This window comes from Paracoccus sp. (in: a-proteobacteria) (genome assembly GCF_030538655.1).
Classification (GTDB): Bacteria; Pseudomonadota; Alphaproteobacteria; order Rhodobacterales; family Rhodobacteraceae; genus Paracoccus.
The window spans coordinates 1-17,129 of record NZ_JAUNTO010000007.1; the positions used below are offsets into that span (position 1 = coordinate 1).

Genomic DNA, 17,129 nt, shown 5'->3' on the forward strand with positions numbered 1-17,129 from the left:
GTCGATCTCGCATGCGCTATGGCATGGATCACTTAAATGAAGACGCCGCCTAGGCATCGACATGGATTTCGACTCAGGCATGAGGCTGGGGCGGCAATTTTCCCTCAGTCATGGCCTTGGTAGAGGCCGGGGCATCGGATTGTAGAGCGAAGAACTTTCCTATTTGCCGCCGTTTCTACGCCATAGCCCTACGCTGCCTAAATATCAGTTGCACAACGATAAATCACTGTTCTGTCTGGTCTCTGCAATCGTCAGAAACAACCAGCAGGAGGCAGCGTAGCCATGCGTCAACCAGACCGTATCATCCGTTTGAAGACCGTTCTCGCCCGCACAGGGCTGTCCCGGTCCACTATCTACCGCAAGATCGCCGAAGGCACCTTTCCACCCCAGATCAAGATCAGCACCAACGGCGCTGGCTGGAAGGAATCCGACATCAATCGCTGGGTCGCCAACCCGGTCGGATGGCGGCAGCGTTCGTTCAACGAATTTGATTTCCTCGATGACTTCTGATCGCAGTGACGCCCCCAAGCCCGTGACGGCATCCCGCTCTCGGCGCGCCAAACGACCGCCCACGGCGTCGGCGCAGCTTGAGGAATTGCTGGGCTATCCGTGGCCGTTCCCCGGCAGGCCGCCCAAGCACGACCTCACCACATGGACTGTCATCGACGACTGGCCCGACCCCGTTCCGGTCACACAAGCCGAGATTGACGTGTTCGAGCGATGGTTCGGCGACCTGTTCGATGAACTCTTTGACCCCGAGGCCGGATCGCCCGGCGCCGGGATCGCGATCGACCTTGAAGACGGTACCAAATAATGATACTGGATACTCCATGAAAAAGCGTCACAGAACCACGCTGGAACTGATCTTCGCCCGCCCGGTCAACGGCTCGATCCGCTGGGCCGACATAGAGGCGCTGTTTGTAAGCCTCGGGGCGGAAGTCAGCGAGCGGGAAGGGTCGCGCGTCGGCGTGTTCCTGTTTGGCGAAGTGCGCGTCTTTCATCGTCCGCATCCGTCACCGGATACGGACAAAGGTGCGGTTGCCAGCATCCGAAAATGGCTGGACGAACACGGAGTAAAGCCATGAACAATGTCGTTGAAATCAATGGCGAGAAGGCGGTTATCGCTTTCGATCCCGAGATTCAGATGCTGCGCGGTGAGTTTGTCGGCCTCAATGGCGGGGCCGACTTCTATGCCGAGAGCGTCCACGATCTGATCGAGGAAGGCCGCAAGTCGTTGGCCGTCTATCTCGAAATGTGCCGGGAGAAGGGCATTGAGCCGCGCCGGAAGTTCTCCGGCAAGTTCAATGTCCGCCTCACGCCTGACGACCATGCCGCCGCAGTCATTGCCGCAGCAGCATCGGGCAAGAGCCTGAATGAATGGATCGTCGGGACGATCAGGGAGGCCGCTGAATAGCGTCCTCGTTCGTTCGACCGGATTTGAAAGGAGACATCGCCATGACCGCTTCCACCGTGCCGCTACGCGCCGCCCTTTACCTGCGCGTTTCGACGGCGCGGCAGGCCGAGCATGACGTTTCCATTCCCGACCAGAAGCGGCAGGGCGAAGCCTATTGCGAGTCACGCGGGCTGCAACTGGTCGAAACCTTCATCGAGCCGGGCGCATCGGCGACCAATGACCGCCGCCCCGAGTTCCAGCGCATGATCGAGGCTGGCACGTCCAAACCCGCGCCATTTGATGTTGTGGTGGTCCATTCGTTCAGCCGGTTCTTCCGCGATCACTTCGAGCTTGAGTTCTACGTCCGCAAGTTGACGAAGAACGGCGTCAAGCTGGTTTCGATAACTCAGGAAATGGGCGACGATCCCATGCACGTCATGATGCGGCAGATCATGGCGCTGTTCGATGAATACCAGTCCAAGGAAAACGCCAAGCACGTCATGCGGGCCTTGAAGGAGAATGCGCGGCAAGGCTTCTGGAATGGTTCTCTTCCTCCTATCGGCTATCGCACTGTTGCCGCCGAGCAGCGCGGCGCGAAGGTCAAGAAGAAGCTGGAAATCGATCCGCTCCACGCCGACACGGTGCGGCTGATCTATCGCCTTGCCATGGAAGGCGATGGCACGACCGGCCAGATGGGCGTCAAGAACATCGTCTCCTATCTCAACAGCCGCCGCATCTTCACCCGCGATGGTGGACGCTGGGGCATCGGTCAAGTTCACCGCATCCTGACACGCCGCACCTATATGGGCGAGCATGAGTTCAACAAACGCAGCAAGACCAAGGAATTGAAGCCGGTCAGTGATATCGTGACGGTTCCGGTCCCGCCGATCATAGACAAAGAGACGTTCGAGGCGGTTCAGAAGCTGCTCAAGGCTCGTAATCCCAAGGTCGTGCCCGCCCGCGTCATCAGTGGCCCGACCATGTTGACCGGCCTGATCCATTGCGCCAAGTGCGGCGGGGCCATGACCATCCGCACCGGCAAGGGCGGGCGCTATCGCTATTATGCCTGCTCAATGAAGGCGCGGCAGGGGCCGACCGCCTGCGAAGGCATGGCCGTGCCGATGGAGAAGCTGGACGATCTGGTCGTCAATCACCTTGAAAAGCAACTTCTCCAGCCCGAGCGGCTGGAAAACGTTCTTGCCGCCGCACTCGACCGCAGGGAAGAACATGCCGAGCGCCGCCGCGAGCATATCGCCGAGTTGAACAAGCGCTCAGCCGAATCAGAATTGCGCCTCAAACGGCTTTATGACGCCATCGAGGCAGGTGTTGCCGATCTGGACGACCCGGCGCTGAAAGATCGTATCGACGGCCTCAAGGCCATCCGTGATCAAGCCAAGGCCGATGCAGAGCGGGCGCAGGCCATGCTCCAGAACACCGGCCAGAAGGCGGTGACGCCGCAGATGCTGCGAAAGTTCGCCACGACAGCCCGCGAGCGTATCCGGCTGGAAGGCGGCGGCTATCGCCGCGACCACCTGCGCGCGCTCGCCCAGCGTGTTGAGGTCGCAGAGGGCGAGGTTCGCATCATGGGATCGAAGTCCCGGCTGCTACAGACGCTTGTGGCGGGAAGTGGCGTAAATTCAGTGCCCACTCAGGGACTGAAATGGCGGAGGCGGTGGGATTCGAACCCACGGTGGATTTTCACCCACGTCGGTTTTCAAGACCGGTGCATTAAACCACTCTGCCACGCCTCCGTCGGCCTGCATTATCCCGGTGGGCGCGGGGGTGCAACAGGGTCAGCGGTTCAGTGTGACAGTATTCCCGGCACCCGAGATGACCACCTGGCGCAAGCGGGCCAGCGTCACGTTGGGAATAGCGACGGCGGCGGTGATGGTGTCCACGGCTGGGTTCGCGGGGGTCGCCGCGGCCGCAGTGCCGGGCTGAGGCGCATCGGCCACCATGCGCAGGCGCAGCACGCCATCCGCGTCGGGGCGAAGGCGGCCGGTCGGGTCGGGCGTTTCAGCAACCAGCGCCACGTTGGAATAGCCTTTGGTCGGGGTCATGCCGGTGACGACCAGCAGCCGCCCCTCGCTGATGGGTTGCCATGATACGCCGGTGATCTGGGCGATTCCCGGACGTGCGGGGGCTGTGGCGCGATAGCCGCCCTCGGGTTCCAGCGTGGCGGTGCGCGTGCCTGCGCCACTGCCCATCCAGCGCAGCGGGTTCAGCGACCCGGCGCTGTCGCCCAAACGGCCACATCCGGCAACGGCCAGCGTTACGATCAGCAAAGGTGCGGTCAGTTTCATCATCGCAATTCCCCGTCGTTCCGGCCCAAGTGTTAGGGGAAAGCGCGGCGGGGCGAAAGCCTCTTTGACCTTGGCGATGGCACGGTCTAATCCTTGGCGGCGAAAGGAAACCGCCATGGCTACCCCTGCCTTTGAAGATATTGCCGAAACCTTTGACTTTCTGGACAACTGGGAAGACCGCTACCGCCATGTCATCGAGCTGGGCAAGGCGATGCCGCCGATGGACCCGGCGCTGTGCGTGCCTGCGACCAAGGTGGACGGCTGTGCCAGTCAGGTCTGGATCATGCCGCGCATTGCGGATGGCGTGTTCGATTTTCAGGGCGAAAGCGATGCCATGATCGTGCGCGGGCTGATTGCGGTGCTGCACGCGCTGTATTCCGGCGTTCCGGTCGGGCAGGTGGCCGCCATTGATGCTCAGGCTGAACTGGCCCGGCTGGGGCTGGAGGAGAACCTGTCCTCGCAGCGGTCCAACGGGTTGCGGGCGATGATCGAACGGATCAGGTTGCTTTCCGCCGACGCAGGCTGATCCAGCCGCCACCCAGCACGCGCGACCCTTCGGGCGCATAGAAAACACAGGCCTGACCGGGGCTGACGCCTTCCTCCGGGGCCAGAAGTTCGACTTCGGCGCGGTCGGGGCCAGTGGCGCGCAGAATCGCCGGGCGCGGCGGACGGGTCGAGCGGATACGCACGCGCACCGGGATTTCGCCTTGAAACGGTGTGTCGCCCAGCCAGTTGACCTCGGTCACGGGCACGATGCTGGCCGACAGCGCCGATTTCGGGCCGACGACAACCTGCCGCGTTTCGGGGTCCAGCCGCACCACATACAGCGGATCGGCAAGGCCGCCGATGCCAAGGCCCCGGCGCTGACCGATGGTGTAATGGATCACGCCTTGATGCTGGCCCAGAACATTGCCCTGCATATCCACGATCTGCCCCGGTTCGGCCGCACCGGGGCGCAGCTTTTCGATAACGGCGGCGTAATCGCCGTTGGGCACAAAGCAGATGTCCTGCGAATCGGGCTTGTCCGCGACCGGCAGATCATATTGCGCCGCCAAGGCCCGTGTGTCGGCCTTGCTGGGCAGGTGCCCCAGTGGAAAGCGCAGGAAATCAAGTTGTTCCTGCGTGGTCGAAAACAGGAAATAGCTTTGGTCGCGGGCCGGGTCGGCGGCCATGTGCAATTCGGCCTGCTGCGGGCCTTCCTTGCGCTGGATGTAATGCCCGGTCGCCATGCAATCGGCGTCCAACTCGCGCGCGGTTTGCAGCAGATCGCGGAATTTGACCCGTTCGTTGCATCGAATGCAAGGAACCGGGGTTGCCCCCGCCAGATAGGCATCGGCGAATTCGTCGATCACCGATTCTCGGAACTTGTTTTCATAATCAAGAACATAGTGCGGAAAGCCCATCCGTTCCGCCACTCGACGGGCGTCGTGAATGTCCTGCCCCGCACAACATGCCCCTTTTTTCGCCAGGGCCGCGCCATGGTCATAAAGCTGCAAGGTCACGCCGATGACATCATAGCCCTGATCTTTCAGCAGTGCCGCCACGGCAGAACTGTCCACGCCGCCCGACATGGCCACGACCACCCGCGTTTCCGAGGGCGGTTTGGCAAAGCCAAGACTGTTCAATTCAGCGTCGCGCGCGGGGGCGCGTGGGTCGGTTGTCATGCTCATCGGGTGAACCTTTAGGGCCATCGGGCCGGGGTGAGGCAAAATATAGTCAAATGCTGTGCATTCTCAACCCGTGGCGGGGACGGATTCTGCTTTTGTTCAACCGGGATTTAACTGATTTCCGCGATGGTCCTTGGCAACAGTTCAAAGGACAGGCGAATGTTCGTGAAAAAAAGCTATGGCCCCCGCACCGTTACGCTGCCCGATGGCAGCATTCTGTCGATTGTCGATCTGCCTCCCGTCAATACGCGCTGGGTCGCCAGCCGCAAGGCTGTGGTGGTTCATGCCGTGGCCCACGGCCTGATTTCGCGGGATGAGGCGATTCGCCGTTATGACCTGTCAGAAGAGGAATTCGACAGTTGGGTCAGCGCCATCGAACGGCATGGGGCACGGGCGCTCAAGGTGACGGCGCTGCAAAAGTTCCGGCAACCATAAATTGCCGATTGCGCAAAAACTATCCGAAAGGTAACCAGATATTAACCATTTGTCTGCACCCTGACGGGGAAAGAACACCTTAAGGGAATCAAAATGCGCATCTTGCTCGTTGAGGACGAACACAGCACAGCCCGCGCGATCGAGCTGATGTTGTCTGCCGCCAACTATAATGTCTTCCGCACCGACATGGGGGAAGAAGGCATCGACCTGGCGAAACTGTATGACTACGACCTGATCCTGCTGGATCTGGACCTGCCCGACATGCACGGGATGGAGGTGCTGCGTCACCTGCGTATGTCGCGCATCGACACGCCGATCCTGATCCTCACCGGCTCGGACGATACCGAAAGCAAGCTGCGCGGATTTGGCTTTGGCGCCGACGATTACATGACCAAACCATTCGTGCGCGAAGAACTGGTGGCGCGGATTCAGGCGATCATCCGCCGGTCCAAAGGACACAGCCAGGCCATCATTCAGACCGGCGATCTGATCGTGAACCTTGACGCCCGCTCGGTCGAGGTGAATGGCCGTGCGGTCAACCTGACCGGCAAGGAATACCAGATCCTTGAACTGCTGAGCTTGCGCAAGGGCACGACGCTGACCAAGGAAATGTTCCTTAATCACCTGTATGGCGGCATGGATGAACCCGAACTCAAGATCATCGACGTGTTCATCTGCAAGCTGCGTAAAAAGCTGACCGAGGCATTGGGCGGGGCGAATCATATCGAAACCGTCTGGGGCCGGGGTTACGTTCTGCGCGATCCCTCGTCGGCAGACGAAGAGCGGCTGGCCATCGGTGCCTGAGATCGTGCCGACTCCGCTGATGCGGGCAGGCACTTGTTACTGACAGCGGCTGGCCGGGGATGGCTGGCCGCCACTCCCTGTGCCCGCCCGGCTCTGGTTTTTCAACAGACGGGTGCGGGGAGTTTTGCCGGATTCTGCGTGCATGGACCATTGTGCCCTGACGCAAAATGGCCGACCTAAAGGCGAACAGACAGAATCCGGACGACCAGATGAGCACTGATCTGACTGCCGCCGAGGCTGCGGCCCGCATAAAAGATCTGACCGCGCGGATCGCGCAGGCGAACGAGGATTACCATCGGCGCGACGCACCGACGATCAGCGATGCCGATTATGACGCACTGAAGCGCGAGCTTGCGGCGCTTGAGGTGGCGTTTCCCGATCTCAAGCAGGATAACAGCCCCAGCGATCAGGTTGGGGCGGCCCCGGCCGAAGGCTTTGGCAAGGTGATGCATCGCCAGCGGATGATGTCGCTGGAAAATGCCTTTTCCGACAGCGATGTCGCCGATTTCGCCACCCGTATCCGCAGTTTTCTGAACTTGCCCGCTGATGCGCCGCTGAATTTCACCGCTGAACCCAAGATCGACGGGCTGTCGCTGTCGCTGCGATATGAAGGCGGGCGGCTGGTGCAGGCGGCGACGCGGGGCGATGGCACGGTCGGGGAAAACGTCACCGCCAACGCCCGCACGATTGCCGATATTCCTGAAACTCTGCTGCCCGGCGCCCCTGATGTGCTTGAGGTGCGGGGCGAGGTTTACATGACCCACGCCGATTTCGCGCGTCTGAATGACACCGGCCCCCGCACCTTCGCCAATCCGCGTAACGCGGCGGCGGGGTCTTTGCGGCAGATTGATCCGGCGATCACGGCGGCGCGCCCGCTGCGCTTTTTCGCCTATGCCTGGGGCGAGCTGTCCGCGCCGCTGGCCGATACGCAGGCGGGGGCCGTGGCGCGCCTGGCGGAGTTTGGTTTTCAGACCAACCCCTTGATGCAGTTGTGCGACGGCACTGACGCCATGCTGGCCGTCTGGACCGGGATCGAGCAACAGCGCGCGACCTTGGGCTATGACATCGACGGCGTGGTTTATAAGGTGGACGACTTGTCCTATCAGGCACGGCTCGGGTTTCGATCCACGACGCCGCGTTGGGCCTTGGCGCATAAATTCCCCGCCGAACTGGCCTGGACGCGGCTGGAGGCCATCGACATTCAGGTTGGCCGCACCGGCGCGCTGTCGCCGGTGGCGCGGCTTCAGCCGGTGACGGTGGGCGGGGTCGTCGTGTCGAACGCTACCCTGCACAACGAAGATTACATCGCAGGGCGCGACAACACCGGCGCGCCGATCCGCGACACTGACATTCGCCCCGGCGATTGGGTGCAGGTGTATCGCGCGGGCGACGTGATCCCCAAGATTGCGGCGGTGGATCAGTCGCAGCGCACCAGCTCCGCGCCTTACCAGTTTCCCGACCATTGCCCCGCCTGCGGGTCCGAGGCGATCCGTGAGCCGGGCGATTCCGTCCGCCGGTGCACAGGTGGTTTGGCCTGTCCGGCGCAGGCGGTTGAAAAGCTGAAACATTTCGTCAGCCGTGCGGCCTTTGACATCGAAGGGCTGGGCGCCAAGCAGATCGAGATGTTCTTTGCCGATGACACGCTGCCGATCCGGGAACCGGCTGACATCTTTACGCTGGCGGCGCGCGACAAGGCGAACCTGTCGCGGTTGAAGAATCGCGATGGCTTTGGCGAAAGGTCAGCCGAAAAACTGTTCGCTGCAATCGAGGAACGACGTGCCATCCCCTTGACGCGGCTGATTTTTGCGCTTGGCATTCGCCATGTGGGCGAGGTTGCAGCAGCGACATTGGCGCGGCATTTCGGCGACCTGCCCACGTTGATCGCGGCAATGGACGCTGCTGCACCGGCGGCGGAACGCCACATTGCTGCGGATGAAGCCGTCGCCGCCGAACGGGCGCAGGCTGCCGCGCAGAACCGGCGCGCGCGGATTGCCGAAACGCGCGACCGGATCTGGTCTGATCCGCCACTGCCCGCCGCCGCGCGCGCCGCGTGGGACGATCTGACCGGCATTGACGGTCTGGGCGCGGTGCTGGCGCAATCGCTGGTCACGGCCTTTCATCAGCCCACCGAACGGGTGGTGATTGACCGGCTGATTGCGCAATTGAATGTGTTGCCAGCCGAAGCCCCCGCCGCGCAAGACAGTCCGGTGGCGGGGCAGACCATCGTGTTCACCGGCTCGCTGGAAAAGATGACGCGGGCTGAGGCCAAGGCGCGGGCCGAGGCTTTGGGGGCGAAGGTTGCCGGTTCGGTCAGCGCGAAAACCGATCTGGTTGTGGCCGGGCCGGGTGCCGGGTCCAAGGCGAAAAAGGCCGAAGATCTGGGCATCCGCATCATTGACGAGGACGAATGGCTGGCGATCGCGGCGACATAAGCGCGCCGCGCGGACGGCCTCCGGCGCTGTTTCCGCTGTTCGCGGCGGCGGAAACCTTGCCCGGTATCGGTCCCAAGGCGGCACAGGCCTTGGCGCAGATGGGGGTGGAGCGGCCGCGTGATCTGTTGCTGACGCTGCCGTCAGGCGGAGTGCAGCGGCGACGGCTGGATCGCCTGGCCGATGCGCGCCCGCCCGAAATGGTGACGGTGGCTGTCACCGTCACCCGCCACGCGCCGCCCACTGCACGCGGGCGACCGTTCCGGGTGGTGTGCAGCGATGGCGTGGCCGATGTGACGCTGGTTTTCTTTCACCCGCGCACCGACTGGATCACGGCGCAATTACCCATCGGTCAGCGGCGTATTGTCAGCGGTAAGATCGAACTGTTCGACGGCATGGCGCAGATGGTCCACCCTGACCATATCCTGCGCGATACCGACCCGCTGCCTGCGGATTTCGAGCCGGTTTACCCTTTGTCCGCCGGTCTGACGCAAAAGGTCATGGCGCGCGCGGCAGTGGCGGCGCTGGACCGCGCGCCCGCTCCGCCCGAGTGGATCGACCCGGCGGTGATCGCCGCGCAGGGCTGGCCGTCGTGGCGGGATGCTTTGGCGGCGGCCCATGCACCGGCGGGGATGGGCGATCTGTCGCCCACCGCTCCGGCCCGCGCGCGGCTGGCCTATGATGAATTGCTGGCGCATCAGATGACCCTTGCGCTGGTGCGGCGCGACAAGCGGCGCAGCAAAGGGCGCGCCAGTCCGGGCGATGGGCGGCTGCGGGCGCGCGTGATCGACAGCCTGCCATGGCCGATGACCGGCGCGCAAACCCGCGCCGTGGCCGAAATTGCCGCCGATATGGCCAGTGATCAGCGCATGAACCGGCTGCTGCAAGGCGATGTCGGGGCAGGGAAAACCCTGGTCGCGCTGCTGTCGGCGCTGGTTGCGATTGAATCGGGCGGGCAGGCGGTGCTGATGGCTCCGACCGAAATTCTGGCCCGCCAGCATGCCCGCGCGCTGGAACCCTTGGCCCGTGCAGCGGGGGTGCGCTTGGCTGCGTTGACTGGCCGTGACAAAGGCGAGGGGCGTGCGGCGATTCTGGAAGATCTGCGGCAGGGTCGGATCGGTATTCTGGTTGGCACCCATGCCGTGATCCAGCCCGAGGTTGAATTTCACGATCTGCGGCTGGCAATCATCGACGAACAGCACCGTTTCGGTGTGGCGCAGCGGCTGGAGCTGTCGGCCAAGGGCGTGGCCCCGCCTGATATGCTGGTGATGACGGCGACCCCGATTCCGCGCAGTCTGGCACTGTCGCAATATGGTGATCTGGACCTGTCGGTGCTGGATGAAAAGCCCGCCGGGCGGCAGCCGATCACGACGGTCATGATCTCGGATCAACGGCTGGATCAGGTGACGGCGCGGCTGCGCGCGGCGCTGGATGGCGGCGCGCGGGCCTATTGGGTCTGCCCGCTGGTCGAGGAAAGTGAGGTCAGCGATCTGACCGCCGCCGAGGCGCGGTTTCAGGCGCTGCGCGCGCAATTCGGCGATGTGGTGCGGCTGATTCACGGGCAGATGCCGGTCGAGGCGCGCGACACGGCGATGGCCGACTTTATCGCGGGCCGAGCGCGGCTGCTGGTCGCCACGACGGTGATCGAAGTTGGCGTGGACGTGCCCGAGGCAACGATCATGGTGATCGAGCGCGCCGAAAGTTTTGGGCTGGCGCAGTTGCATCAGTTGCGCGGACGAGTCGGGCGCGGGGCCGATGCTTCGACCTGCGTGCTGATCTATCATCCACCGCTGTCAGATATGGCAGCGCAACGTCTTGAAATTATGCGTGAAACCGAGGATGGGTTTCGGATTGCGCAGACTGATCTGGAAATGCGCGGGGCAGGGGACGTGATCGGCACGGCCCAGTCGGGGCTGCCTCGGTTCCGCGTGGCTGATCTGGAACGGCAGGCCGGATTGATGGCGATGGCGCGGCAGGATGCCCGCGCCCTGCTGGAGCGCGACCCGGCGCTGGACAGCGCACGCGGGCAGGCGGTGCGGATGCTGATGTGGCTGATGGAGCAGGATAAAGCGATCCGGCTGATCGGCGTAGGCTGAATGTTCCTAAAAAGTTCTTTACAAGCCGCCAGCGATGTGAGAACAATAACGGAACATCGACAAGGGAGCCACGCTATGACCCGTGAACTTATCTCCGATATTCTGGGTGCCGCCGCTTTGTCGGTGACGACTGTTGTTGTGTTCTGGTTGCCCGCTTTGTTCGGCGTTTGATTTCTGCCCCGCGTTACTCCGGTGCCATCGCCTGTGCGCCGTTTCTGTCCCCGTGACGCGCAACTTGACCGGCCCCGTCGTGGGCCGGTCTTTTCGTCAGGCGGCGCTGGCTTGTGCGCTGTCGAAGGCTGCCAGCGTGGCATCCCACGCCAGCAGGATCGAGGCATGGCGATTGGGGAAATCCCGCGCCGGTGACAGGGCTTCCAGCGCATCAAAGGGCGCGGCGGGCACGGGGCCGCCGTGTTTCAGCATCGCCTCTAACGCGTCGCGGGTGGCGGTGATTTCGTCGCGGCTGCGGCCAATGACGGCAGCCCCCAGAACGGCCGCCGATGCCTGCCCAAGCGCGCAGGCCCGCACCTCTTGCGCAAAATCGGTGATTATCTCGCCATTCAGCACGACGTCCACCGTGACCGACGATCCGCATTGCGGCGACCGGCGCATCGCACTGCCCTGCGGCGCGGGCAGGCGGCCCAGATGCGGAATCGCCGCCGTCAGCGCCAGAATGCGCCGCGAATAAAGCTGCATCAGGTCTTGATCCGGCATGGTGCCCCCTGTGATTGCGCTTTAGATAGGCATGCGCCCCGCGAAAGGAAAGCCGATGTTCGACCCTATGACGCTGAAGTATGATGCCTCTGGCCTGATTCCCGCCATCGCGCAGGACAAAACGGGCGATGTGCTGATGATGGCTTGGATGAACGCACAAGCCGTCGCGCGGACATTGGAAACCGGGCATGTCACCTATTGGTCGCGCTCGCGGCAGGCATTCTGGGTCAAGGGCGAAAGCAGCGGGCATGTGCAGCGGCTGGTTGAACTGCGGGTCGATTGCGACCGCGATTGCCTGTTGCTGATCGTCGAGCAGAGCGGGCCTGCCTGCCACACCAACCGGCGGTCGTGTTTCTATACCGCCATCCGCGAGGGGGCCGAGGTGGAAATTCTGACGCCCGTGGCCGACTAAGCATTCTTGACTTGAAAGGGCGAATCCGGCATATACACGTAACCGGCCGGGCATTTGCCCTTGGCCGGTGCGTTATTTTCAACACCACCCTTTGATCTGGGTGCGCTGTCCGTGGCAATGAACGCCTGCAATCGTCAGGGGCCAAAGGGCGCGGCAATGGAAGGATAAGCGGATGTTTGCGGTTCTGAAAACCGGCGGCAAGCAATACAAAGTGCAGGCGGGCGATGTGCTGCGCGTGGAAAAACTGGCGGCTGAGGCTGGCGACAAGGTCCAGTTCAACGACATTCTGATGGTCGGCAGCACGCTGGGCGCACCCTTGGTCGATGGTGCCTGTGTGCAGGCCGAGGTCGTTGATCAGATCAAGGCGGATAAGGTCATCACCTTTGTAAAGCGCCGCCGCAAGCACTCCAGCCAGCGGACCCGTGGTCACCGTCAGCAACTGACGCTGATCCGCGTCACCGATGTGCTGGACAAAGGCGCGGACAAGACCGGCGTCAAGGCCGCAGTTGGTGCGCGCACCCGCGACACCGCCACCGAAACCAAAGCCTAAGAAGGACCAGAAGATATGGCACATAAAAAAGCAGGCGGTTCCTCGCGCAACGGTCGCGATTCCGCGGGCCGCCGTCTGGGGGTCAAGCTGTTCGGCGGGCAGGAAGCCATCGCCGGTAACATCATCGTTCGTCAGCGCGGCACCAAATGGTGGCCGGGGGCCAACGTCGGCATGGGCAAGGATCACACCCTGTTCGCACTGGCCGACGGTCAGGTGACCTTCCGCAAGGGCCTGAAAGGCCGCACCTTTATTTCGGTGACTCCGGCCACGATTGAGGCTGCCGAGTAAGCCGGTCTTAACACATCAGTGTTACAGCAGGGGACCGGCACTGCCGGTCCTTTTTGCTTTTGCTCTGGTCGGTGAAGGGGACGTCGGCCTGAGCAACGAAAAAGGGAGATGCAGACGATGCTGGCCATCAAGGAACAGCAGACCATCCGCACGGAACGCTTTGTTCTGCGCCCGTTGCGCATTTCGGATGTGGGGCTGATTGCGCATTACACTGCTGACCGGCGTGTGGCTGAAGGGACGCGGGCGATTCCGCATCCGCTGCCGCCCGGTGCATCGGAAGCCTTTGTCAAACGCGCTATGTCGCCCGAGCGTAGTGAAGATGTCTGGGCCATCGACGGATCAGAACATAATCTGACCGAGGTTCTGGGCGTCGTTTCCCTGACCCGGATGGAGGGGGCGCAGTCCGAGCTGGGCTTTTGGATTGGTGCTGGTTTCTGGAATACCGGCTTTGCGACCGAGGCGGTGGCAGCTTTGGTCGAGCTCAACCCGCATGGCGCGCGCACCCTGTTTGCCGAGGCGTTTCAGGATAACCCCGGCTCGGCGCGTGTGTTAACGAATTGCGGCTTTGAGTATCTGGGCGATGCTGAAAGCTGGTCGGTTGCCCGTGCTGCGCGCGTGCCAACCTGGACCTATCTGCGCAAAATGAGTGGCGTCTAAGCAGGCAGGACGACCGGCGCGGTTCCTATTACGCGGGCTGTCCTATGGCCTGAATAAAACGCAGCCCTTCGGCATCCAGCCAGGCGGCTGTCAAAATACCGCTGCGCCACGCCCCGGTATCCACGGCAATCCGGCCCGATTCGGCAAATGGGTTGGGGCTGATAACGTGCCCGTGCCCGATCCAGCAGCCGTCGCCGCGCAGTTTGGCCGTAAAATCAGCCCGCCCCCACAGCAAATCATGATCTTTTTGCCGGTCTAGCCCGCGCGACGGATCTGCTGCGGCGTGAACTGCGGCAAGATCCGGTTCGCCGTGCCAGATCAACGGCAGGCTGTTCAGCCATTCATATTGTTCCACGGGCATATTGCGGCGCAGCTCTTGTGCGGCCAGCCGCGGTCTGTCCAGCAGGTCGGTGATGTGATACGATTTCAATGTGGCGGCTGCGCCATGGCGAAGCCAGCGGCGTCCCTGAACCGGGTCGGCCAGAAAATCCAGCAGCATCCGTTCGTGATTGCCCATAAGGCAGGTCCAGCGATCCGGCGCAGCGCGGGTTTTCGCCATCAGCCGGGCAATGATATGCGCACTGTCAGGCCCCCGGTCGATCATGTCACCCAGAACCACGATCCGCGCCAAATGATAGCCGGGCTGAGCAGCGATTTTGGCAAGCAAACTGTCCAGCAAATCCAGCCGCCCGTGAATATCCCCGATCAGGCAGACAGGCTGCCCAGGGCGGGGCAGGGGCACCGTCCAGATATCAGGTGCGGAACCTGCGCCCGATATCAGCCGGTTGAGCAGATTGCCGATCATGCTGCGGTGCGGGATGCCGTGGGTTCTTCCTTGGCATCCCCCGCTGATTTCAGGCGACCAAGGATCATTGCCCGGCTTCGCTGTCGGTTGCATCCGTTTCGGTCTGAGCACCGTCCGTGCCGTCGAGTACTGCAAGCGCCTCGCGCGCTTCGGCCATTTGTGGCAGGTCGCGGTCGCCGGCCAGTTCCAGCGCGGTGGTCAGGCTGGCCCGCGCGGCCTCGGTCTGGCCAAGCCGTGCCTGCGTCATGCCTAGATGAAAACGAACCAGCGGATCTTGCGGCAAACCCTCAACCGCACGTTCCAGATAGGGCAAGCCTTCTTCGGCGTTGTTGTTCAGATAGGCGATCCAGCCATAAGTATCCTGAAACGGTGGAACCGTCGTGCCACGCAACCGCTGTGCGGCAGCCGTCGCACGCGCCAGACTTTCGGGGTCGCGCCGCCATGTCGCCAGCAGGCTGGCGACATTATTGGCCAGAACCGTGTCGGCGGGATTGGCGGCATAAAGCCGTTCATAGATTGCCAGCGCGTCGTCAACCTGACCGTCACGTTCCAGAACCGAAGCGTGGATCATATTCAGGCGGGCATCTTCGGGCATCCGCGACAGTGCCTCGGTCAGCAGGCTGTTGGCATCGTCCGTGCGCCCTTGCGCGATCAACTGCCCATAAAGCAGTTGCACCGGGCCGGGGGCCTGCGGATTCGCCGCGATCACGTCGCGCAGAACCTGTTCTGCCTCGGCTGGCTTGCCCTCGGACAGAAGCAGGCCAGAGTTAATCAACTGAAGCTCGGCGTCGTCAGGTGTTTCCGCCAGCAGACCATCCAGATAGCTGCGTGCTTCGGTGGTTTGTCCGGCCATAACGCGCGCACGGATCAGTGACAGAACCGCTGCACGATTGCCCTGACCTTCATCGGCGCGCTGCTGCATCAGCGCCAGACCTTCGTCCACGCGTCCCTGCCGCAGCATGGCTTCGCTGCGCAGTGCGCTGGCGGCGGATTGTGCGGCGACATCGGCCTGAATCGCTTCAAGCTGGGCGGCGATCTCAGTCACCCGGGCCCATGCCTGATCCTCGACCGCCATGCGTCCGGCGGTTGTCAGCAGGGCAACGTTAGACGGGTTGTTGCGCAGCGCATCCTCGATCACGGTGCGTGCGGCGGCGCGACGGTTATCCTGAATCAAGAACGCGGCATAGCGCAGCGATGTTTCGGGCGCTGCCGTGGAAATATCCACGGCCGAGGCCAGTGTTTCACCCATAAGCTGGCGGTTTCCAGCGCGTTCATAGGCGGTTGCCAGCAGGTTCAGTGTGTCCAGATCGCGCGGAGCCTGATCCAGCGCGCGGCGCAATTCGGTGATCGCCTCGTTGGCGCGACCATTGTTCATCAAGGATTCGGCCTTGACGCGCAGGGCAAAGATATTGGTCGCGTCGGCTTCGAGCACCTCTTGCACCAGACGGTCGGCCTCTTCGGTCTGGCCCTGATTCAGCAACATTCCGGCCAACATGGCGCGCAGGCGGTTGCTTTGTGGCGAAGGCTGGGTGTTCGTCAGCGTGGTGCGCAGCAGTTCCGTTGCCTCGTCGCGTTGGCCCAGATTGAACATGTAATAGGCACGCATCGAATCATAAAGCTGGCGCGCGGTTTCGTCGGTTGCGTTGGAGGACAGGCGTTCAGCTTCGGTCAGTGCAGCCTGGGTGCCACGATAGCGTTCCATGAACTCAATCAGCCCCATGCTGGCGTCGGAACCGTCTTCGCCCTCGTCCGCCATGCGGCGCCAGACCTGTTCGGCCTGATCCAGCTGATTTTTGGATACATACCACGCCGCCTGAGTCGCCATGACTTGTGTGTTGTCGGGGAAATGTCCGATCATCCATTGCAGATGGGCTTCGGTCGCAACATCGTCATCACCACGGCTGAGCAGCCCCAGTTTGAGCATCGCCGGTTCAAGCGACTCGGGTTCGGCGGCGATCAGCGCGTCGGCCATTTCCAGCGCCTCGGCCTGCTGATCGTTTTCGACGTAATACGAGGCCAAAAGCCGCAGAAGCGTCAGATTGGCCGGATCGTCGGCCAGTTTGGCCCGCACACGCTCAACCACTTCGGCCAGTGCGGCATTGTCGCGGGCCAGCGCGGCCCGACGATAATCCAGCGCCAGAATGATTGTTTCCAGTTCGGGATTGCCTGGTTCCAGCCGCTCGGCCTCGCGGCCGTGGCGTTCGGCTTCGTCCCAATTGCCCAGAGTAATCGCCATATCCGCAAGCTGGCGGCGGATAACGGCGTCCTGCGGATACTGTTCAGCCAGCCGCAGCAGTTGCGAATACCCCCCGCGCGCATCTCCTCGTTGGATCAGCACATCGGCCAATTGTTTGCGTGCTGCGTAATGTGCACCATCATAGCGGAACACGTTCCGCAATTCGACGGCGGCCCGGTCAAGGTCGCCCGCCTCAAGCAGGGCCATGGCAGACTGATAGTAACGCTCGGCCTTGTCCTTTGAGCTTTCGCAGGCAGCAAGAGCCAACGTGGCGGTTAACGCAAGAACAAGACGAGAGGGGCGCATCGAAAACTCCTGAAGCGACTAAGCACGTCGTTTA

The 17,129-nt window shown here is 62.5% G+C and carries 20 protein-coding genes, 1 tRNA gene and 1 pseudogene; 14 read left to right on the forward strand and 8 right to left on the reverse strand.

Translation table 11 applies throughout. The features are described 5' to 3' along the window. Positions 1-282 precede the first annotated feature (282 nt). From Q4G22_RS06340 to Q4G22_RS06360, 5 genes and pseudogenes are all read left to right on the forward strand, one after another. Positions 283-510 carry an AlpA family transcriptional regulator gene (locus Q4G22_RS06340; protein ID WP_303385065.1) on the forward strand — a complete coding sequence of 76 codons (228 nt, stop codon included), beginning with the start codon at positions 283-285 and terminating at the stop codon, positions 508-510. After that, positions 500-814, forward strand: coding sequence for a hypothetical protein (locus tag Q4G22_RS06345; protein ID WP_303385066.1), 315 nt, complete (start codon positions 500-502; stop codon positions 812-814). The genes Q4G22_RS06340 and Q4G22_RS06345 overlap by 11 nt, the downstream gene beginning before the upstream one ends. Before the next feature lie 16 nt (positions 815-830). Next, the gene (locus Q4G22_RS06350; RefSeq protein WP_303385067.1) at positions 831-1,085 is read left to right on the forward strand and encodes a type II toxin-antitoxin system HicA family toxin; all 255 of its coding nucleotides are present in this window, start codon (positions 831-833) and stop codon (positions 1,083-1,085) included. Then, positions 1,082-1,414 carry a type II toxin-antitoxin system HicB family antitoxin gene (locus Q4G22_RS06355; protein ID WP_012090880.1) on the forward strand — a complete coding sequence of 111 codons (333 nt, stop codon included), beginning with the start codon at positions 1,082-1,084 and terminating at the stop codon, positions 1,412-1,414. Before Q4G22_RS06350 ends, Q4G22_RS06355 begins: the two co-directional genes overlap by 4 nt. Before the next feature lie 41 nt (positions 1,415-1,455). Next, positions 1,456-2,490: pseudogene (locus tag Q4G22_RS06360) on the forward strand (recombinase family protein); the annotation flags it as partial. Here the strand turns inward: Q4G22_RS06360 and Q4G22_RS06365 are convergent. The 4 genes from Q4G22_RS06365 to Q4G22_RS06380 all read right to left on the reverse strand — a co-directional run bounded on the left by Q4G22_RS06365 (position 2,464) and on the right by Q4G22_RS06380 (position 3,699). Then, positions 2,464-2,643, reverse strand: coding sequence for a hypothetical protein (locus tag Q4G22_RS06365; protein ID WP_303385068.1), 180 nt, complete (start codon positions 2,641-2,643; stop codon positions 2,464-2,466). The pseudogene Q4G22_RS06360 and the gene Q4G22_RS06365 sit on opposite strands and share 27 nt — an antisense overlap. Before the next feature lie 30 nt (positions 2,644-2,673). Further along, positions 2,674-2,925: a hypothetical protein gene (locus Q4G22_RS06370; RefSeq protein ID WP_303385069.1), complete on the reverse strand. Its 252-nt coding sequence runs from the start codon at positions 2,923-2,925 to the stop codon at positions 2,674-2,676. Between the two features lie 129 nt (positions 2,926-3,054). Further along, positions 3,055-3,144 (reverse strand) — tRNA-Ser (locus tag Q4G22_RS06375). Between the two features lie 42 nt (positions 3,145-3,186). Further along, on the reverse strand, positions 3,187-3,699 hold the full coding sequence (locus Q4G22_RS06380; RefSeq protein WP_303385070.1) for a hypothetical protein: 513 nt from the start codon (positions 3,697-3,699) through the stop codon (positions 3,187-3,189). Between the two features lie 112 nt (positions 3,700-3,811). Here Q4G22_RS06380 and Q4G22_RS06385 point away from each other — a divergent pair, with 112 nt between their 5' ends. Next, complete coding sequence (locus Q4G22_RS06385; protein ID WP_303385071.1) at positions 3,812-4,222, forward strand: SufE family protein; 411 nt, start codon at positions 3,812-3,814, stop codon at positions 4,220-4,222. On the opposite strand, the gene mnmA is transcribed toward Q4G22_RS06385, so the two are convergent. Beyond that, positions 4,194-5,360 carry a tRNA 2-thiouridine(34) synthase MnmA gene (mnmA, locus tag Q4G22_RS06390; protein WP_303385202.1) on the reverse strand — a complete coding sequence of 389 codons (1,167 nt, stop codon included), beginning with the start codon at positions 5,358-5,360 and terminating at the stop codon, positions 4,194-4,196. The genes Q4G22_RS06385 and mnmA overlap by 29 nt on opposite strands. Before the next feature lie 162 nt (positions 5,361-5,522). On the opposite strand from mnmA, the gene Q4G22_RS06395 reads away from it, so the two are divergent. The 4 genes from Q4G22_RS06395 (at position 5,523) to recG (ending at position 11,127) form a co-directional block, all read left to right on the forward strand. After that, on the forward strand, positions 5,523-5,798 hold the full coding sequence (locus tag Q4G22_RS06395) for a DUF1153 domain-containing protein (RefSeq protein ID WP_303361472.1): 276 nt from the start codon (positions 5,523-5,525) through the stop codon (positions 5,796-5,798). A 93-nt stretch (positions 5,799-5,891) separates the two neighbouring features. Next, positions 5,892-6,602 (forward strand): response regulator transcription factor CtrA, encoded by a 711-nt coding sequence (gene ctrA, locus Q4G22_RS06400; RefSeq protein ID WP_303385072.1) that lies wholly within the window; start codon positions 5,892-5,894, stop codon positions 6,600-6,602. A gap of 209 nt (positions 6,603-6,811) precedes the next feature. Continuing rightward, positions 6,812-9,034, forward strand: coding sequence for an NAD-dependent DNA ligase LigA (ligA, locus tag Q4G22_RS06405; RefSeq protein ID WP_303385073.1), 2,223 nt, complete (start codon positions 6,812-6,814; stop codon positions 9,032-9,034). After that, positions 9,010-11,127 carry an ATP-dependent DNA helicase RecG gene (gene recG, locus Q4G22_RS06410; protein WP_303385074.1) on the forward strand — a complete coding sequence of 706 codons (2,118 nt, stop codon included), beginning with the start codon at positions 9,010-9,012 and terminating at the stop codon, positions 11,125-11,127. The genes ligA and recG overlap by 25 nt, the downstream gene beginning before the upstream one ends. A 267-nt stretch (positions 11,128-11,394) precedes the next feature. Here recG and Q4G22_RS06415 read toward each other — a convergent pair whose 3' ends face one another. Further along, positions 11,395-11,841: an iron-sulfur cluster assembly scaffold protein gene (locus tag Q4G22_RS06415; protein WP_303385075.1), complete on the reverse strand. Its 447-nt coding sequence runs from the start codon at positions 11,839-11,841 to the stop codon at positions 11,395-11,397. Between the two features lie 55 nt (positions 11,842-11,896). Between Q4G22_RS06415 and hisI the strand changes: the two genes are divergently transcribed. From hisI to Q4G22_RS06435, 4 genes are all read left to right on the forward strand, one after another. After that, complete coding sequence (gene hisI / locus Q4G22_RS06420; RefSeq protein WP_303385076.1) at positions 11,897-12,253, forward strand: phosphoribosyl-AMP cyclohydrolase; 357 nt, start codon at positions 11,897-11,899, stop codon at positions 12,251-12,253. A gap of 172 nt (positions 12,254-12,425) precedes the next feature. Further along, positions 12,426-12,803, forward strand: coding sequence for a 50S ribosomal protein L21 (rplU, locus tag Q4G22_RS06425; protein WP_303385077.1), 378 nt, complete (start codon positions 12,426-12,428; stop codon positions 12,801-12,803). A gap of 15 nt (positions 12,804-12,818) precedes the next feature. Continuing rightward, positions 12,819-13,091 (forward strand): 50S ribosomal protein L27, encoded by a 273-nt coding sequence (gene rpmA / locus Q4G22_RS06430; RefSeq protein WP_303385078.1) that lies wholly within the window; start codon positions 12,819-12,821, stop codon positions 13,089-13,091. A gap of 117 nt (positions 13,092-13,208) precedes the next feature. Continuing rightward, positions 13,209-13,748: a GNAT family N-acetyltransferase gene (locus tag Q4G22_RS06435; protein WP_303385203.1), complete on the forward strand. Its 540-nt coding sequence runs from the start codon at positions 13,209-13,211 to the stop codon at positions 13,746-13,748. A 28-nt stretch (positions 13,749-13,776) separates the two neighbouring features. On the opposite strand, the gene Q4G22_RS06440 is transcribed toward Q4G22_RS06435, so the two are convergent. Then, entirely contained in the window at positions 13,777-14,490 is a 714-nt protein-coding gene (locus Q4G22_RS06440) for a metallophosphoesterase (RefSeq protein WP_303385079.1), read from the reverse strand. A gap of 127 nt (positions 14,491-14,617) precedes the next feature. Beyond that, positions 14,618-17,056, reverse strand: a complete 2,439-nt coding sequence (locus tag Q4G22_RS06445; RefSeq protein ID WP_303385080.1) for a tetratricopeptide repeat protein — start codon at positions 17,054-17,056, stop codon at positions 14,618-14,620. Positions 17,057-17,129 lie beyond the last annotated feature (73 nt).

Coding starts and splice junctions, on each gene's coding strand:
- Q4G22_RS06355 (WP_012090880.1), top strand. CDS start 1,082: ATGAACAATGTCGTTGAAATCAATGGCGAGAAGGCGGTTATCGCTTTC.
- rpmA (WP_303385078.1), top strand. CDS start 12,819: ATGGCACATAAAAAAGCAGGCGGTTCCTCGCGCAACGGTCGCGATTCC.
- mnmA (WP_303385202.1), bottom strand. CDS start 5,360: ATGACAACCGACCCACGCGCCCCCGCGCGCGACGCTGAATTGAACAGT.
- Q4G22_RS06395 (WP_303361472.1), top strand. CDS start 5,523: ATGTTCGTGAAAAAAAGCTATGGCCCCCGCACCGTTACGCTGCCCGAT.
- hisI (WP_303385076.1), top strand. CDS start 11,897: ATGTTCGACCCTATGACGCTGAAGTATGATGCCTCTGGCCTGATTCCC.
- ligA (WP_303385073.1), top strand. CDS start 6,812: ATGAGCACTGATCTGACTGCCGCCGAGGCTGCGGCCCGCATAAAAGAT.
- Q4G22_RS06350 (WP_303385067.1), top strand. CDS start 831: ATGAAAAAGCGTCACAGAACCACGCTGGAACTGATCTTCGCCCGCCCG.
- Q4G22_RS06340 (WP_303385065.1), top strand. CDS start 283: ATGCGTCAACCAGACCGTATCATCCGTTTGAAGACCGTTCTCGCCCGC.
- Q4G22_RS06415 (WP_303385075.1), bottom strand. CDS start 11,841: ATGCCGGATCAAGACCTGATGCAGCTTTATTCGCGGCGCATTCTGGCG.
- Q4G22_RS06380 (WP_303385070.1), bottom strand. CDS start 3,699: ATGATGAAACTGACCGCACCTTTGCTGATCGTAACGCTGGCCGTTGCC.
- ctrA (WP_303385072.1), top strand. CDS start 5,892: ATGCGCATCTTGCTCGTTGAGGACGAACACAGCACAGCCCGCGCGATC.
- Q4G22_RS06385 (WP_303385071.1), top strand. CDS start 3,812: ATGGCTACCCCTGCCTTTGAAGATATTGCCGAAACCTTTGACTTTCTG.
- Q4G22_RS06365 (WP_303385068.1), bottom strand. CDS start 2,643: ATGCTCGCGGCGGCGCTCGGCATGTTCTTCCCTGCGGTCGAGTGCGGC.
- recG (WP_303385074.1), top strand. CDS start 9,010: ATGGCTGGCGATCGCGGCGACATAAGCGCGCCGCGCGGACGGCCTCCG.
- rplU (WP_303385077.1), top strand. CDS start 12,426: ATGTTTGCGGTTCTGAAAACCGGCGGCAAGCAATACAAAGTGCAGGCG.
- Q4G22_RS06435 (WP_303385203.1), top strand. CDS start 13,209: ATGCTGGCCATCAAGGAACAGCAGACCATCCGCACGGAACGCTTTGTT.
- Q4G22_RS06345 (WP_303385066.1), top strand. CDS start 500: ATGACTTCTGATCGCAGTGACGCCCCCAAGCCCGTGACGGCATCCCGC.